The organism is Rhizobium sp. 768_B6_N1_8, from assembly GCF_051811225.1.
In the GTDB taxonomy this organism is placed as follows: Bacteria; Pseudomonadota; Alphaproteobacteria; order Rhizobiales; family Rhizobiaceae; genus Rhizobium.
Map to the genome: position 1 here is coordinate 3,270,468 of NZ_JBPWPV010000001.1, position 16,597 is coordinate 3,287,064.

Sequence of the window (16,597 nt, forward strand, 5' to 3'; positions counted from 1 at the left end):
GTCTACTCCGCAGCCTGTATTTTCGCGTCGACACCCTCTTCGGCAACCGCTGGCGGTACGCTGGTCGAGACGGGCTTCCGCTTGCCGAGATACTGGGCGATCGTGCCGACAATACCCTTCGGCAGCAGCAGCGTGACCAGCACGAAGAGGCCGCCGAGCGCAAAGAGCCAGTAATCGGGAAAGAGGCCGGTAAAGATCGTCTTGCCGCCATTGACGAGGATGGCGCCGATGATCGGTCCGATCAGCGTCGCGCGGCCGCCGACGGCCGTCCAGATGACGACTTCGATGGAGTTGGCCGGTGCGAATTCACCGGGATTGATGATGCCGACCTGCGGCACATAAAGCGCGCCGGCAATACCCGCCATCATCGCCGAAACGACGAAGGTGAAGAGCTTGAAATGCTCGACGCGATAACCGAGGAAGCGCGTGCGGCTTTCCGCATCGCGCACGCCAACCAGCACCTTGCCGAATTTCGAACGCACGATCGCCGAGGCAATCATCAGCGAGAGCGCCAGGAAGATCGCGGTTGCAGCAAAGAGCGTCGCACGCGTACCATCGGCCTGCACATTGAAGCCAAGGATATCCTTGAAATCGGTCATGCCGTTATTGCCGCCGAAGCCCATATCGTTGCGGAAGAAGGCGAGCAGCAGCGCATAAGTCATGGCCTGTGTGATGATCGACAGGTACACGCCGTTGACGCGCGAGCGGAAGGCGAACCAGCCGAAGACGAAGGCAAGCAGGCCGGGCACCAGCAGCACCATCAGCGCGGCAAACCAGAACTGATCGAAACCGTACCAGAACCAGGGCAGCTCCTTCCAGTTCAGGAAGACCATGAAATCGGGCAGAACAGGGTCGCCATAGACGCCGCGCGAACCGATCTGGCGCATCAGATACATGCCCATCGCATAACCGCCGAGCGCGAAGAAGGCGCCATGGCCGAGCGAAAGAATACCGCAGAAACCCCAGACGAGATCGAGCGCCAGCGCCAGCAGCGCATAGGTGAGATATTTGCCGAACAGCGCCATGATGTAGGTCGGCACATGCAGCGGATTGTCCGCCGATGTCGCCAGATTGAGCACCGGCACGAGAACCGCGACCACAAGCAGGATGGCGATGGCAATGGAGATCCGGCGATCGAGAGATCGGAGAAGGAAGGCCGTAATCATGCTTCCACCGCCCTTCCTTTGAGTGCGAAGAGCCCGCGCGGACGCTTCTGGATGAAGAGAATGATGAGGACGAGCACCAGGATCTTGCCGAGCACGGCGCCGGCGACGGGCTCGAGGAACTTGTTGACGACGCCGAGCGACAGAGCACCGACCAGCGTGCCCCAGAGATTGCCGACGCCGCCGAAGACCACGACCATGAAACTGTCGATGATGTAGCTCTGGCCGAGGTTCGGCGAGACGTTATCGATCTGCGAGAGCGCCACACCCGCCATGCCGGCAATGCCGGAACCGAGCGCGAAGGTGAAGGCATCGACCCAGCCGGTGCGGATGCCCATGGACGAAGCCATGCGGCGGTTCTGGGTGACCGCGCGCATCTGCAAGCCGAAGGCGGAGCGCTTCAGCAGCATCAGCAGCGCCACGAGGACTGCCATCGAGAAGACGATGATCCAGAGACGGTTCCAGGTGATCGCCAAGCCGCCGAATTCGAAGGCACCGGACATCCAGCTCGGATTGCGCACCTCGCGATTGGTCGGGCCGAAGACCGTACGCACCGCTTGCTGCAGGATGAGCGAAACACCCCAGGTGGCGAGCAGCGTTTCCAGCGGCCGGCCGTAGAGAAAGCGGATGACGGAGCGCTCGATGACGAGGCCGACGAAACCGGTGAAGATGAAGGCGGCAGGCACGGCAAAGGCCAGCGAATAATCCGCCAATCCCGGAAAGGCCGAGGTGATATATTCCTGCACGACATAGGTTGTGTAGGCGCCGATCATCACCATCTCGCCATGCGCCATGTTGATGACGCCCATGACGCCGAAGGTGATGGCAAGGCCGATGGCCGCAAGCAACAGCACCGAGCCGAGTGACAGCCCGTACCAGACATTCTGGACGATATTCCAGAGAGCCAGACTACGGTTGATGGTGCTGATATGCGCCTGAATGGCAGGTTTGAGATCATCGGGCGCGGTTGCCAGCGCCGTGGTCAGAATAGTCAGCGCATCGCGGCCGCCGCGGGCGGCAACCGTATCGATGGCAGCCCCCTTCTCGTCGGCGCTCATATCGCTCTTCAACACCATCACGGCGCGAGCCGCTTCCATGGTGCTCTTGATCTCGGCGTCTTTTTCATCGGCCAGAGCGGAATTCAGCAGATCGAGATTGGCGGGATCGGCATCTTTCAGAAGGCCCTGGGCAGCAGCAAAGCGAGCGCCGCGATCGGGGCTCAGCAGCGTCAGCTGGCTCATCTGGGTGGAAATGAGCGTGCGCACCGAATTGTTGACCCTGACCTTGGACATCGTGTCGGGATCGATGTCGGCCACAGCCTCGCCGGTGAGCGGATCGGAATAGGTCGGCTCGTCATCGGTGCCGCCCTGCAGGAGCACGGGACCACCCTCATCGGAATTGACGTAAAGCAGGCCGTCGCTCAGCTGCTGCAATATCTGGCTGACATGCGCATCCTTGGAAGCGACGAGCGCCTTGATGGCCGCTTCACGCTCCGGAAAGCCGCCGACGCCAAGTGCATCGACAAGAGCGTGGACATCATCCTGGGCCTTGAGGCCGGTCGTCAGCCCCGTGAGCGTCAGGCAAATGGTCAAAAGAAAGATCTTGATGGCGCGATACATCGGCTTTCCCGCCTAAACTAGAGCATTTCGAAATGCTCTATCCCCCTATTTTCGCAATTCCGGACGCAACCGCTGCGCAGTCTTTCTGGAATTGCTCCAGCGCCGGCCTGTTCGCCAACCCGCTGGGGACGGAGCTTCCGCCCGGATTTGAAATCCGGACGGAAGTTCTTCTGGCTCGTGTCGGATCGGCTAACTCAGGAACCCTTGCCGCCGCACTTGCCGGTGGCAACGTTGAAGTTGCCGCAGTTCATCGGCTTGCGCCAATCGGAGATTAGATCCTTGGAGTCCGGCAGGAAGTCGGACCATTCGTCGCCGACGACCTCAGGGGTCTGCTGGACGATTTCGAACTGGCCGTTCGCCTGGATTTCACCGATCAGCACCGGCTTGGTGATGTGGTGGTTCGGCATGACGGTCGCCGTGCCACCGGAGAGGTTAGGAACGGAGACACCGATAATGTGGTCGAGAACCGCGTCCGTATCGGTCGTGCCGGCAGCCTGAACAGCCTTAACCCAGGCGTTGAAGCCGATATAGGCAGCTTCCATCGGGTCGTTGGTCACGCGCTTGTCGTTCTTGGTGTAGGCATGCCATTCCTTGATGAACTTCTTGTTGATCGGCGTATCGACCGATTCGAAGTAGTTCCAGGCGGCGAGATGGCCGACGAGCGGCTTGGTGTCGAGACCGGCAAGCTCTTCTTCGCCGACCGAGAAGGCGACAACAGGAATGTCGGTTGCCTTGACGCCCTGGTTGCCGAGTTCCTTGTAGAAGGGAACGTTGGCGTCACCGTTGATTGTGGAGACGACGGCGGTCTTCTTGCCGGCCGAGCCGAATTCCTTGATCTTGGAGACTTCCGTCTGCCAGTCGGAGAAGCCGAACGGCGTGTAGTTGATCAGGATGTCTTCTTTCGGAATGCCCTTGGATTCGAGATAGGCTTCCAGGATCTTGTTGGTCGTGCGCGGATAGACGTAGTCGGTACCTTCGAGCACGAAGCGCTTAACGCCTTCGGTGTTCATCAGGTAGTCGACGGCCGGAATTGCCTGCTGGTTCGGAGCGGCACCCGTATAGAAGATGTTGCGCGAGGATTCTTCACCCTCGTACTGGACCGGGTAGAAAAGCAGCGAGTTCAGCTCTTCGAAAACCGGCAGGACCGACTTGCGCGAAGACGAGGTCCAGCAACCGAAGACGGCCGCAACCTTGTCCTTTTCGATCAGTTCGCGTGCCTTTTCGGCAAACAGCGGCCAGTCGGAAGCCGGGTCGACGACGACGGCTTCGAGCTTCTTGCCGAGGAGACCACCCTTCTTGTTCTGCTCATCGATGAGCATCAGCATGGCGTCTTTCAGCGTCGTTTCGGAAATCGCCATCGTGCCGGAAAGCGAATGCAGCACGCCGACCTTGATCGTGTCGTCGGCGGCAATTGCGCCCTGGAAGGCTGCCGTTGCCGCCATGACGGCGCCGAGCGCGACGCCCGTGATAGTGGACCTGAGATTCATCTGGTTGAACTCCCCTCTTCTTGTTCCGCAACAGGCCGGAAACGGAAATTAACTGTTGCCGAGGGGACTATCGGGTGCTGCAACGCAAAAACACATACGCAAAATGACGTAGGCGGCAGGGGCAAACGGGCAGGCAAAGACAAGCCAGGGCATCCCACGGAGAGGATGCCCTGTCAGTTCGATATTATCCGCCGATCGTCAAGGTGACGGATGTCGGGCCATAGGAAAGGGTCGCCTTGTGGCCGGAGATGGTGAACCTGTCGAAGATGCCGGTGATGGCTCCCGCCTTCAGGATCTCGATCTTCGTTCCGGGCGCCGGGGCATAGCCCGAGGCAAGTGTGACATCGAGGTCGCCGGAGAGTGCCGCCTTGCCTGCGATGACCAGCGTGCCCGCGCCGTCAGCACCGAGCGTCGGTTTCGCCGCGGCATTGGCGAACTGCTGGTAATCACCACCTACAATCAGGGGCCTATCGGCCGCCAGGATGAGAGAACCGCCGTTCACGGACAGTCCGCCGGTGCCGAAGGCCGAGGGCGAGCCTGCCACCAGCACGCCTTCTTCCAGCACCGTGCCGCCGGCATAGCTGTTGGCGCCGGAAAGGCCGAGAATGCCGCTGCCGCGCTTCGCCAGTTTGCCCTTGCCGCCGATATCGTTGCGCCAGGTGTCGATCGCATTGAAGCCGCCCTTTGCGGCATCCATCGTCACGGTCACGTCCTGATCGAAGGCGCCATAGCCGTCTGCGGCGGCAAACAGGTTGAGGCGGCCGTAGCCTTCAGCATCATCGAGCAGCGGATAGCCCGAGGCGATCTCCGTCGTCTTCAGCACGTCGCGGCGCTGCTCGCCGTCGAGATAGGGCAGACGCGTTTCGAGAAGCGCTTCGGCGCCCTGCGGCACGCGCGCCGGCTGGTCGGTCCCATGGATGGTAGGCAGGCCATAGCTCAGGCGCTGCAGCACGTAAGCGCGGTTGGCGTCATGATCGGCGAAACGGTCTGCGGCGAGCGGCGCTGCATGGGCCGCGACTTCGAGCGCGCCCGCATCCGCAACGCCCGACTTGGCAATCAGCCATGACTGCGCTTGGGCATAAGCATCGCTCTTCAGCGCGGCGTTGTCGGCCTTGTTCAGATTGTAGACGACCGTGGCGGTACCGAGCATGCGGCCACCCATCATGTCGAGGGGAGAATGCATGCCGGCAAGGATGCGGTCTTCGCCCAATTCGCTGGCGCGTGTAATCATCTCCTGAAAACGCTGCGGTACGAGATAGGCCATGGCGAGCGCATCCCGCCAGGCTTCCGCCGTATGCCCGCTCGGGAAGCCGCCGTCCTCGACCGGCTTGCCGTTCTTGGCGGGCTCGAGCGTCGGGACGACCGAGACGTCCGGGCTCCAACGATAGGGGCGGGCATATTTGAAATAGCGCTTGGCCGGCTCCGTCGAGCCATCACCGCTCGCGGCATTGATGAAATCGATGGCAAGGCCCATGTCCGGGTTGGCATCGGTCTTGTTTTCCGTGTCCGGCTTGCTGCCGGCGCCGCGATTATTGCCCTTGTCGTCGTATTTGACCGTCGTCGCATCGACCGCGACTTCGGTGATCGTGGTGGTCTGCTTGGAGCCCGCCTTCCAGGCATCCGTCAGCGGCCCGAGGCCATCGACAATGCTGGCATTCTTGCCCCGCCGATCGTCGAGATAAGCGGCAATCGCCTGATCGGCCGTCCGTGCTCGTGTCGCCTTGACGACATAGCCGATGTTTGCGTCATGGACGAGCTTGTTGACGACCTGGCCGTCGGTCTTGCTTAAGGGAATGCCGTCCCAATCCGTCTTGGCAACCGCAGGGCAATTGTCCTTGGCCGGGGCCTCTACTCCGGCGTCGACGAACGGCGTGCGCGGCGTCCAGACTTCGAGGAAGCCGGAGAGAAGATGGACGGCGGCATTGGTGTCCACTGTCGAGAAGCAGGCGTCGCCGCGCTTGTTGGTGTTTCCGGCCTCCATATAAGGCGCTTTCGCCGCCGTGGTCTGCTCGGCGGCGGCAAGCGATGGCACGATCGAAAGAAGGCAGACGAGCGCAGTGCTCAGGCGGCAGAGGCTTGGAACAGACATGGTGATACCCGAAATGATTGAACGGACGGCGGGAGAGTTAGAGCCCTTATGTGACAGACCGGTTTCAAAAATATTGCCGTTCTGTGAATCTGCCGGCGTTCCGCCTCTTGCCTTTCCCGCCCATCCCGCCAAAAGTGGCTTGGAGACGATAAGCTGACCGGAACGCCGGAAAGAGGGCATGACAGCGCGCCAACGCATCATTCCGGTGAGACGCGAATATAATCGCTGGGTCGCCAACCAGACGCTTGAAGACTACGCGCTGCGCTTCACCGCAAAGAGCGCCCGCCGCTTCTCCTCCCAGCGCATCTCGCAGACGGCGATCGGCGCGATCTCCTTCCTGGCGCTGGAGGCGATCGGCGGCGCCATCACGCTGTCCTACGGCACCACCAATGCCTTCTATGCCATCATTGTTGCCTCGGTCGCCATGCTGGCGATCGGCTTGCCGATCAGCCGATACGCCATTCGCCACGGCGTCGATATCGACCTGCTGACGCGCGGTGCGAGCTTCGGCTATATCGGCTCGACCATCACCTCGCTGATCTACGCCAGCTTCACCTTCATGCTGTTTGCGATCGAGGCCTCGATCATGTCGGGTGCGCTGGAGCTGACGCTCGGCATTCCGCTTTGGATCGGCTACATCATCAGCGCCGTGATGGTGATCCCGCTCGTCACCCACGGCGTGCGGCTGATCAGCAAATTCCAGCTGATGACCCAGCCTTTCTGGATCATCCTGAATATCCTGCCTTTCATCTTCATCGCCTTTCTGGACTGGGGCCAATTCGACGTCTGGCGCGCCTTTGCCGGTATCCGCCACGTCTCCGGCCCGCCCGGCACGGTCGCGGATTTCAATCTCGTCGAATTCGGCGCAGCCTCCGCCGTCATCCTGGCGCTGATGTCGCAGATCGGCGAACAGGCGGACTTCCTGCGCTTTCTGCCGCCGGACCCACAGCGCAAGTGGCGCCATCGCCTCGCCATCTTCCTCGCCGGTCCCGGCTGGGTCATCATCGGTGCACCCAAGCTGCTTGCCGGTTCATTTCTCGTCGTGCTGACCTTCACCTCCGGCGTGCCCCTCGACCGCGCCGCCGACCCTGCGCAGATGTACCTGACCGCCTTCGGCTACATGATCCCCTGGCACAATGCCGCCCTGCTGCTGATGGCCGCCTTCGTCGTGGTCTCGCAGTTGAAGATCAACGTGATGAATGCCTATGCCGGCTCGCTCGCCTGGTCGAATTTCTTTTCGCGCCTGACGCATAGCCACCCCGGCCGCGTCATCTGGCTGGTCTTCAACGTGGCGATCGCGCTGCTCTTGATGGAGCTCGGCATCTACCGGCTGCTCGAGGAAACGCTCGGTATCTTCTCGATTATCGCCATGGCCTGGCTCTGCACGATCTCGGCCGATCTCTTCATCAACAAGCCGCTCGGCCTTGCTCCTCCCGGCATCGAGTTCAAGCGCGCCCATCTCTACGACATCAACCCGGTCGGCCTCGGCGCCATGACGCTCTCGGCCGGCGTCGCGCTCATCGCCCATTTCGGCGTCTTCGGCTCGATCGCGGCTTCGCTTGCGCCCTACATCACCCTCGTGATCGCGCTGATCGCCTCCCCCACCCTCGCCTGGGCGACGAAGGGCAAGTTTTATCTCGCCCGCAAACCGCGCCATGCCTGGAAGAACCTGACCACCATCACCTGCTCCGTCTGCGAACATCCATTCGAGCCGGAAGACATGGCCTGGTGCCCGGCCTATGCCGCGCCGATCTGCTCGCTCTGCTGCTCGCTCGACAGCCGCTGCCACGACATGTGCAAGCCGAATGCCCGCTTCAATGCGCAGGTCGGCACCGTCGCAAAGACCCTGCTGCCGGAAACCATCGTCCAGAAGCTGACCACCCGCCTCGGCCGCTACGGTATTGCCGTGGCGCTGGCGCTGACGGCCGTCGGTGCAATTCTTGCGATGATCGCCCATCAGGTCAGCTCGGCATCGCCGGAGACGGCCGAAGTCGTGAACCGCACCATCCTGATCGTCTTCTTCGTCTTCTCGGTCATCGCCGGCGTCGCCTGCTGGTTCTATGTGCTTGCCCATGACAGCCGCGTCGTCGCCGAGGAAGAATCCTCCCGCCAGAACACACTGCTCCTGAAAGAAATCGCCGCACACAAGAAAACCGATGCCGCGCTGCAGACCGCCAAGGAAACCGCCGAAGCCGCCAACCGTGCCAAGAGCCGCTATGTCGTGGGCCTGAGCCACGAATTGCGCACGCCACTGAACGCCGTTCTCGGCTATGCGCAGATCCTCGAACGCGACGAGACGATTCCCGCGCCACGCCAGTCCTCGATCAAGGTGATCCGTCGCAGCGCCGAACATCTCTCCGGTCTGATCGATGGCCTTCTGGACATCTCGAAGATCGAAGCCGGCCGTCTGCAGGTCTATTCGAACGAAATCAATATCCAGGACTTCCTCGACCAGATCGTCGATATGTTCCGGCCGCAGGCACAGGCAAAGGGGCTCTCCTTTATCCACGAGCGTGCTTCGTCCCTGCCGCAATTCGTGCGCACCGATGAGAAGCGGCTGCGCCAGATTCTCGTCAACCTGCTCTCCAATGCCATCAAGTTTACCGACGAAGGCAGCGTAACCTTCGATGTCGGCTACCGCAGCCAGGTCGCGACCTTCACCGTCTCCGACACAGGCCGCGGCATCGCCGAGAAGGATCTGACGCGCATTTACGAGCCCTTTCAGCGCGGCGAAGCGGAGAGCGTGCGGCCGATGCCAGGTCTCGGCCTTGGCCTCACCATCACTCGCCTACTGACCAACACGCTCGGCGGCGAAATCTCTGTCACGAGTGAAAAGGACAAGGGCTCGACCTTCCGCGTCCGTCTCATGCTGTCGGCCGTCATGCGCGCCGTTGCAGCACCGCCGCAGGAAAAGAAGATCGTCAGCTATGACGGCCCGCGCCGCACTATCGTCGTTGTCGACGACAACGAGGATCATCGCGAGATGATGCGGGAAATCCTGGTTCCCCTCGATTTCATCGTGCTGACGGCCGCAAGCGGCCCCGACTGCCTGACGCTGATCGAGGGTATCGAGCCGGACCTTTTTCTCGTCGATATCTCCATGCCCGGTATGAACGGCTGGCAGCTCGTCTCCCGGCTGCGCGAGGCGGGACGCACAGCGCCGATCCTGATGCTGTCAGCAAATATCGGCGATGCCGCCGCTCACAGCGACAGCGACGACAGCCACAGTGACGCGATCGGCAAGCCGGTCGACATCAAGCAGCTGCGCGACAAGCTGGCCCTGCATCTCGCCCTGAAATGGCTCTATGCCGACGATCAGACACCCGCGCCGGTGATTGCCGCCATGCCGCTCAAGAGCCCTGGAACAGCGCATGTGCGGGAGTTGCTGCGTCTCGGCGAGATCGGCTACATCAGAGGCATAGAAGCCAAGCTCGCCGACCTTGCCAAGGTGGAGGCAAATCAGCCATTCACAGAAGAACTCCGCTCCTATGTCGCCGCCTTCGATCTCGCCGGCTTCATGGATTTCCTGCACAAGTTCGAAGAAAAAGGTGAAACCGTTGGCTGAGCTTCCCCGCGACATCGTTCTGCTGGTCGATGACTCGCCCGAAGCCCTCGGCTTCCTGACCGACGCACTGGAACAATCAGGATTTTCCGTACTGATTGCCACCTCCGGCTCGGCCGCGCTCAATATCGTCGAGCGCATCACGCCCGATCTCATCCTGCTTGATGCGGTCATGCCCTCGATGGACGGTTTTGAGACCTGCCGCCGGCTGAAGGCCAATGCTGCCGTCGCCCAGGTGCCCGTTATCTTCATGACCGGGCTTACCGAAACCGAGCATGTCGTGCATGCGCTGGAATCAGGCGGCGTCGATTATTTGTCGAAGCCGATCAACATCGATGAGCTGCGCGCCCGTATCCGCGTTCACCTGCGCAATGCCCGCTCGGCCCAAAGCGCACGTGTCGCGCTCGATGCCGCCGGCCGCCATCTGCTGGCGGCCAAGGGCGATGGCGCGATCCATTGGTCGACGCCGCAGGCGACCCGCCTCGTCAACGCCGCCATGGGCAGCGACGACGGCATGGAGGTCGTCTCCCGCACTATCGGCAACTGGATGAAGGAACGCGCCGCTGCTGCCCGCGACGCTCTCATCTCCATCGCCCATGCCGGGCAGGCCGCCTTGCAGCTCGCCTTCCTTGGCGCGATCGGCCCGGACGAATATCTCTTCCGCCTGACGGCCGCCAACCAGCGCAACGACGACGCGGTCCTGCGTCAGCACTTTGCGCTGACACAGCGCGAATCCGAGGTTCTGATGTGGATCGCCAAAGGCAAGGCCAACCGCGATATCGGCGAAATTCTCGGCCTCTCTGCGCGCACAGTGAACAAGCACCTGGAACAGATCTACGTGAAGCTCGGCGTCGAGAACAGGGCATCCGCCGCCGTGAAAGCGGCACATGTGCTGCACGAGATGTGAGGGATGGCAGACAGCGCCCTCAGACCACCCGGTCCGGCGCCTCGCGGCCCTCGAAGAAATCAGTCACGTTCTCCACGACCTTCATCCCCATCGCTGTGCGGGTTTCCTCGGTCGCGCTGCCGAGATGCGGCAACAGAACGACATTCTCCATCCGCCGCAATGCGTCCGGCACATGCGGCTCCGCCTCGTAGACATCGAGCCCTGCGCCGCGGATCGTGCCTTTATCAAGCGCAGCAATCAACGCCGTCTCATCGACCACGTCGCCGCGCGCCGTATTGATGAGGAAGGCGCCTGGCTTCATTGCCGCAAGCCGCGCAGCATTCATCAGATGCCGGTTTTCTGCGCCGCCGGGGCAATGCAGGGAAACAAAATCGGAAGCCGCGAGCACCTCCTCCACCGAAGCAAGCTGGCGCGCTCCGTAGCGCGTCGCTTCGGCGGGATCGATCTGTGAGCGGTTGTAGAACACGACATCCATGCCGAAGCCGAAATGGCAGCGTTGTGCGAAAGCCTTGCCGATTCGTCCAAAGCCGATAATACCGACCGTCTTGCCCGTCACCTTCGTGCCAACCATATGCGTTGGGCACCAGCCCTTCCATTCGCCGGAACGCAGCTGCCGCTCGCCCTCCCCGCCGCGACGTGCGACGGACAGAAGAAGCAGCATGGCGATATCAGCCGTGCAATCGGTCAGCACGCCAGGCGTGTTCGTCACCACGATGCCCTTCGCCTTGGCGGTGGCGATATCGATGTGATTGAAGCCGACCCCGAAATTGCCGAGGATTTTCGTACGGACATCCCCGGAAAAGACCGCAGCCGGCAGCTTGTCAGAAACGGTCGGCAACACCGCATCATAATCCGCCAGCGCCTGACGCAGTTCGCTTTCAGCAAGCGGTACATCATCTCTGTTGAGCGTCAGGTCGAAGCGCTCCGCGAGCACGGCCTCTACCGCGGCAGGCCAGCGTCGGGTGACGAGAATGCGGGGTTTTGGCATGAATCTGGATCCTCCATCCTTTGCCTCTGACTTAGGCCATGAAGGCTAGGAATGGAATGGCTTTCGAACCCGTAGAGACTGCGATCTTGACCGGCGCAGGCGAAACGAAAGAAGCCCGGTCGATGACCGGGCTTCCATAAAAGGCATCACTGCCAGAGGCTGAATTAGTCGGCCTTCGGGAAGTAGCTGTACTTGCCGTCTTCGCCCTTCTTCCATTCGTACATGACGTAGCCCGGAAGCTTCGGGTCGCCCTTTCCGTCGAACGAGATATCGCCGAGAACGGTCGGGAACGGACCCTTTTCCTTCATGGCTGCGGCAACAGCTTCAGCGTCGGTCGAACCGGCAGCCTTGGCAGCAGCAGCGATCGTCTGCAGCGCAGCGTAGGAGTAGAGCGTGTAAGCTTCCGGGTTGAAGCCGGCAGCCTTGAACTTCGCAACGAGGTCCTTGTTGGCCGGGTTGATCGTCGGATCCGGGCCGAACGTGTTCAGCGTACCGGCAACGGCGTCACCAGCGATGGAAGCAAGTTCGTTCGAGACGATACCGTCACCCGAAACGAGCGCTGCTTTCAGGCCCTGGTCGGCCGACTGGCGGATGATGAGACCGGCTTCGGTGTGCAGACCACCCCAGTAGATGATCGAAACGCCGGCTTCCTTCATCTTTGCGATGAGGGCCGAGAAGTCCTTGTCGCCGACGTTCACGCCTTCGTACATGACTTCGGTGACGCCAGCGGCGTTCAGAGCCTTTTTGGTTTCGTCAGCGAGACCCTGGCCATAAGGCGTCTTGTCGTGAATGACGGCGATCTTGGCGTCCTTGAAGTGGTCGGCCAGATACTTGCCGGCGATAGCGCCCTGCTGGTCGTCACGGCCGCAGGTGCGGAAGGTGTTCCACAGGCCACGCTCGGTGAAGACCGGGTTGGTAGCAGCCGGGGTAATTTCGAGAATGCCGTTTTCGGCGTAAACTTCAGAAGCCGGGATGGAAACGCCCGAGTTGAAGTGACCGATAACGAACTTCACGCCGTCAGCAACGAACTTGTTGGCAACGGAGATACCCTGCTTCGGGTCGGAAACGTCGTCGCCGAGTTCGATCTTGATCTGCTCGCCGTTGATGCCGCCAGCAGCATTGATGTCAGCGGCTGCCTGCTCGGCACCCTTCTGCAGCTGGGCACCGAACGCAGCGTTCGGGCCTGTCAGCGGACCACCCACGCCGATCAGGATGTCAGCTCGTGCGATGCCGCCGAAAGCGACGATCGCCGTCAGTGCCACCGCTGACAAGAGAGACTTCTTCATATTGTTACTCCCAATTTTTGGGCGGGTTTCTTCCAAGGCCTGACGCATACCCCACCTTTGACTGCGCCAGGAAAGCTGTTCCGCTCTGAAGGCAATTCATGCCTAGTTTCAACGGGCTGTCAATGTTTCTCCTTCCACGAAAACGCGGAAGTTTTTTCGTACAGCCAGTAATAGTTGTTGACCATTTGGTTGGTGCGGCGATAGCGGAACCCGGCTGTCGAGAAGATCAGCAGAGTTACGAAATCGATAATGTAGAAGAGGGCGCTGAGCATTGGGCCGTTAAACAGCGCATGATGCAGGAACTGCATCGCCCATGCGAGCAGGAAGGTATAGACGACGACCAGCGGATAGTTGTTCCAGCCGTCCGCAACCGCCCTGCCGGCGCGCCACGCCGTCCAGAAACCGATGAGCACAACGAGCGAGCGGATGACGAGCTTTACGCCGTTGTCGCTTTCGAAGAAAAGTCCCTGCATAATCAAACTCTCCCTTCTGCCGCGATCAATGCCGCCCGCCTTCGAGATAGGCAGCACGGACCTCAGGATTGGCAAGCAGTTCCTTGCCGCTGCCGCTCATCGTCACCTTGCCGTTCACGAGCACATAGGCACGGTGCGACAGCTTGAGCGCTGCGAATGCGTTCTGCTCCACGAGGAAGACGGTCAGCCCCTCCTTCTCGTTCAGCACCTTGATGGCTTCGAAGATGCCCTTGACGATCAGCGGCGCGAGGCCGAGCGAAGGTTCGTCGAGCAGCAGCAGCTTCGGGCGCGCCATCAGCGCACGGCCGATCGAAAGCATCTGCTGTTCACCGCCCGAAAGGGTACCGCCGCGCTGCGACTGGCGCTCTTTTAAGCGCGGGAACATCGTGAAAATCTTCTCGACGTCCTCATTGAAATATTTGAGGTTGTCGAGACCCGCGCCCATCTGGAGATTTTCCAGAACGGTCATGCGCGGGAAGATGCGTCGTCCCTCGGGCGACTGCGCGATACGCAGCCGTGCGATCTCGTGCGTCGGCAGCTTGGTGATGTCCTGGCCGTCGAAGATGATCGAGCCGGTGCGGGCCTGCGGGCTGCCGCAGATCGTCATCATCAGCGTCGACTTGCCGGCGCCGTTGGCGCCGATCAGGCTGACGATTTCGCCCTTTTTCACCTCGACATCAATGCCGGCGAGCGCGCGGATATTGCCGTAATAGGTCTCGACGCCCTGAACCTTGAGAAGCTGTTCACCGGCCGCCATCAGATTGCGCCCCCTTCTACGGTCGCAATGACCTCTTCGACTTCTTCATCCTCGACACCGAGATAGGCCGCAATAACCCTCGGGTCGTTCTTCACGTGGTCAGGGTTGCCGTCGGAAATCTTCTGACCGTATTCCAAAACGATGACGTGGTCCGAAATTTCCATGACCACCGACATGTCGTGCTCGATGAGCAGGATAGAGGTCCCGGTTTCGGTGCGAATGCCTTTCAGCAACGCATTGAGCGCCGCCGACTCACGCGGATTGAGACCAGCAGCCGGCTCGTCGAGGCAAAGCAGCTCCGGACCAGTGCACATGGCGCGGGCGATTTCCAGACGACGCTGGGCGCCATAAGGCAGGTCACCGGCCGGATCGTCGGCGCGGTCGATAAGATCGGCCTTCTCCAGCCAAAAGCGTGCAAGCTCGATGGCGGCAGCCGCTTCCTTCTTATAGGGACCGATGCCGAGCAGGCCAAGCACCGTGAAGCCCGAAGCCTTCATCAGCTTGTTGTGCTGGGCAACCAGCAGGTTTTCCAGAACGGTGAGGCCCGAGAACAGGCGGATGTTCTGGAAGGTACGGGCAACCTTGGCTTCCTTGGTGATGCGGAAGTCCAGCAGACGCTCGAGCAGGTACTGCTTGCCGCTCTTCTGCGTCAGCGTAATCATGCCCATCGTCGGCTTGTAGAAGCCGGTGATGCAGTTGAAGACGGTCGTTTTGCCCGCACCGTTCGGGCCGATCAGCGCGGTGATCTCGCCGCGCTTGGCCTCGAAGGATAAGTCGTTGATGGCCATCAGGCCGCCGAACTTCATCGACAGGTGCTCGACCTTGAGCAAAGTGTCATTCGACATCGTATTCTCGACGGGGCTCATCAACCATGGCCCTCCTTGGTAAAGCTTCCGGATACCGCCTTGCGCTCCTTGAGGAAGGCTGTCGGTTCACGCGAACCGACGAAACCGCGCGGCTTGAACAGCATGACGATGACCATGGCAAGGCCGAAGAGCAGCATGCGGTAGAGTTCCGGCGTGAAATCCGGCCCAAAGACGACCTTGAGGAAGTCCATTTCGCGCAGCACTTCCGTACCGCCGACCATGACGACGGCGGCAATCGCAATACCTGTCAGCGAACCCATGCCGCCGAGAACGACGATGGCGAGGATGACGGCCGATTCCAGGAACACGAAGGATTCCGGCGAGACGAAGCCCTGGCGTGCGGCGAAGAAGGAGCCGGCGAAGCCACCGAACATCGCACCGGTGGCGAAAGCCGTCAGCTTCGTCGTCACCGTGTTGATGCCGAGCGAGCGGCAGGCAATTTCATCCTCGCGCAATGCTTCCCACGCACGGCCGATCGGCATGCGGCGCAGCCGGATCGTCACATAGGCCGTCAACATGCAGAGCGCCAGAATGACGTAGAACAGGAAGATCTTGTAGTAGGCCGATGATGACGGCAGGCCGAAAACCTTGGCGAAATTGTTCGCCTTGCCGACATCGAAGCTCAAGATGCCGAAGACCGAAGCCTTGGCGATGCCGGAGATACCGAAGGTGCCCTTGGTCACTTCCGTCCAGTTGATGATGACCAGGCGGATGATTTCACCGAAGGCAAGCGTGACGATCGCCAGATAGTCGCCGCGGAGGCGCAGCACCGGAAAGCCGAGGATGACGCCCCAAAGAGCTGCAAAGATGCCGGCGAGCGGCAGCAGAACCCAGAAGGACAGGCCGAAATGGGCCGAAAGCAGCGCATAGGAATAGGCGCCGACAGCGTAGAAGGCGACGTAACCGAGGTCGAGCAACCCGGCGAGGCCGACGACGATGTTCAGACCCCAGGCGAGCATCACATAGATCAGGATCTGGATGCCGAAATTGTCCACCCACTTCAACGCGCCCTGCGGGCCGAGGAAATAGGCAGTGGCAAGCGGATAGACCAGAAGGAATACGAGCGCAATCTTCAGGAAATGCGTCCGGAAGAAGCCCTTCTCTGTCGAAATCTCAAGATCGCCGCGACGCGCCTTCGAAAGCTTGCGCTGATCAAGATGCGGCCTGACGAAAACGACCACGATGAAACGGCCGATGGCGGCGACCAGCACGAAAATGGCCAGCAATCCCCAGCGCTGAACGACGATCAACTCGTTGTTGATGTTCTGCTGCGTGCCGAGACCAACATAGAGAACGAACAGGCCAAGTGCGATGAGGCCGGAGAAGAAGGCTTCCCTGAGCCCCTTCTGGACAAGCCCGGCGTCGGACTTGCCAGCGGAAGTGTCGATGTTTGCCATGAC

12 protein-coding genes are annotated in these 16,597 nt (G+C 60.9%); 2 read left to right on the forward strand and 10 right to left on the reverse strand.

From position 1 onward, the window contains the following. Positions 1-2 precede the first annotated feature (2 nt). From urtC to AB8B33_RS16875, 4 genes are all read right to left on the reverse strand, one after another. Entirely contained in the window at positions 3-1,166 is a 1,164-nt protein-coding gene (urtC, locus tag AB8B33_RS16860; protein ID WP_113321641.1) for an urea ABC transporter permease subunit UrtC, read from the reverse strand. Next, positions 1,163-2,782, reverse strand: coding sequence for an urea ABC transporter permease subunit UrtB (urtB, locus tag AB8B33_RS16865; RefSeq protein ID WP_439016222.1), 1,620 nt, complete (start codon positions 2,780-2,782; stop codon positions 1,163-1,165). Before urtB ends, urtC begins: the two co-directional genes overlap by 4 nt. A 194-nt stretch (positions 2,783-2,976) precedes the next feature. After that, positions 2,977-4,269: an urea ABC transporter substrate-binding protein gene (gene urtA, locus AB8B33_RS16870; RefSeq protein WP_113321639.1), complete on the reverse strand. Its 1,293-nt coding sequence runs from the start codon at positions 4,267-4,269 to the stop codon at positions 2,977-2,979. A 184-nt stretch (positions 4,270-4,453) separates the two neighbouring features. Further along, entirely contained in the window at positions 4,454-6,358 is a 1,905-nt protein-coding gene (locus tag AB8B33_RS16875) for a phosphatase PAP2 family protein (RefSeq protein ID WP_439016223.1), read from the reverse strand. A 178-nt stretch (positions 6,359-6,536) separates the two neighbouring features. On the opposite strand from AB8B33_RS16875, the gene AB8B33_RS16880 reads away from it, so the two are divergent. Further along, on the forward strand, positions 6,537-9,923 hold the full coding sequence (locus AB8B33_RS16880) for a hybrid sensor histidine kinase/response regulator (protein ID WP_439016224.1): 3,387 nt from the start codon (positions 6,537-6,539) through the stop codon (positions 9,921-9,923). Further along, positions 9,916-10,827, forward strand: coding sequence for a response regulator (locus AB8B33_RS16885; RefSeq protein ID WP_439016225.1), 912 nt, complete (start codon positions 9,916-9,918; stop codon positions 10,825-10,827). The genes AB8B33_RS16880 and AB8B33_RS16885 overlap by 8 nt, the downstream gene beginning before the upstream one ends. Positions 10,828-10,846: 19 nt before the next feature. Here AB8B33_RS16885 and AB8B33_RS16890 read toward each other — a convergent pair whose 3' ends face one another. The 6 genes from AB8B33_RS16890 to livM all read right to left on the reverse strand — a co-directional run bounded on the left by AB8B33_RS16890 (position 10,847) and on the right by livM (position 16,594). After that, positions 10,847-11,815 carry a 2-hydroxyacid dehydrogenase gene (locus tag AB8B33_RS16890; RefSeq protein ID WP_439016226.1) on the reverse strand — a complete coding sequence of 323 codons (969 nt, stop codon included), beginning with the start codon at positions 11,813-11,815 and terminating at the stop codon, positions 10,847-10,849. A gap of 164 nt (positions 11,816-11,979) precedes the next feature. Then, on the reverse strand, positions 11,980-13,101 hold the full coding sequence (locus AB8B33_RS16895) for a branched-chain amino acid ABC transporter substrate-binding protein (protein WP_113321635.1): 1,122 nt from the start codon (positions 13,099-13,101) through the stop codon (positions 11,980-11,982). Positions 13,102-13,220: 119 nt separating this feature from the next. Further along, complete coding sequence (locus AB8B33_RS16900) at positions 13,221-13,574, reverse strand: DUF6867 family protein (protein WP_439016227.1); 354 nt, start codon at positions 13,572-13,574, stop codon at positions 13,221-13,223. A gap of 25 nt (positions 13,575-13,599) precedes the next feature. Then, positions 13,600-14,331, reverse strand: coding sequence for an ABC transporter ATP-binding protein (locus AB8B33_RS16905; protein WP_439016228.1), 732 nt, complete (start codon positions 14,329-14,331; stop codon positions 13,600-13,602). Continuing rightward, a complete protein-coding gene (locus AB8B33_RS16910) occupies positions 14,331-15,197 on the reverse strand; it encodes an ABC transporter ATP-binding protein (protein WP_113321633.1) in 867 nt (288 codons plus the stop codon). Before AB8B33_RS16910 ends, AB8B33_RS16905 begins: the two co-directional genes overlap by 1 nt. Next, positions 15,197-16,594 carry a high-affinity branched-chain amino acid ABC transporter permease LivM gene (gene livM / locus AB8B33_RS16915; RefSeq protein ID WP_113321632.1) on the reverse strand — a complete coding sequence of 466 codons (1,398 nt, stop codon included), beginning with the start codon at positions 16,592-16,594 and terminating at the stop codon, positions 15,197-15,199. The genes AB8B33_RS16910 and livM overlap by 1 nt, the downstream gene beginning before the upstream one ends. Between the last annotated feature and the right edge of the window lie 3 nt (positions 16,595-16,597).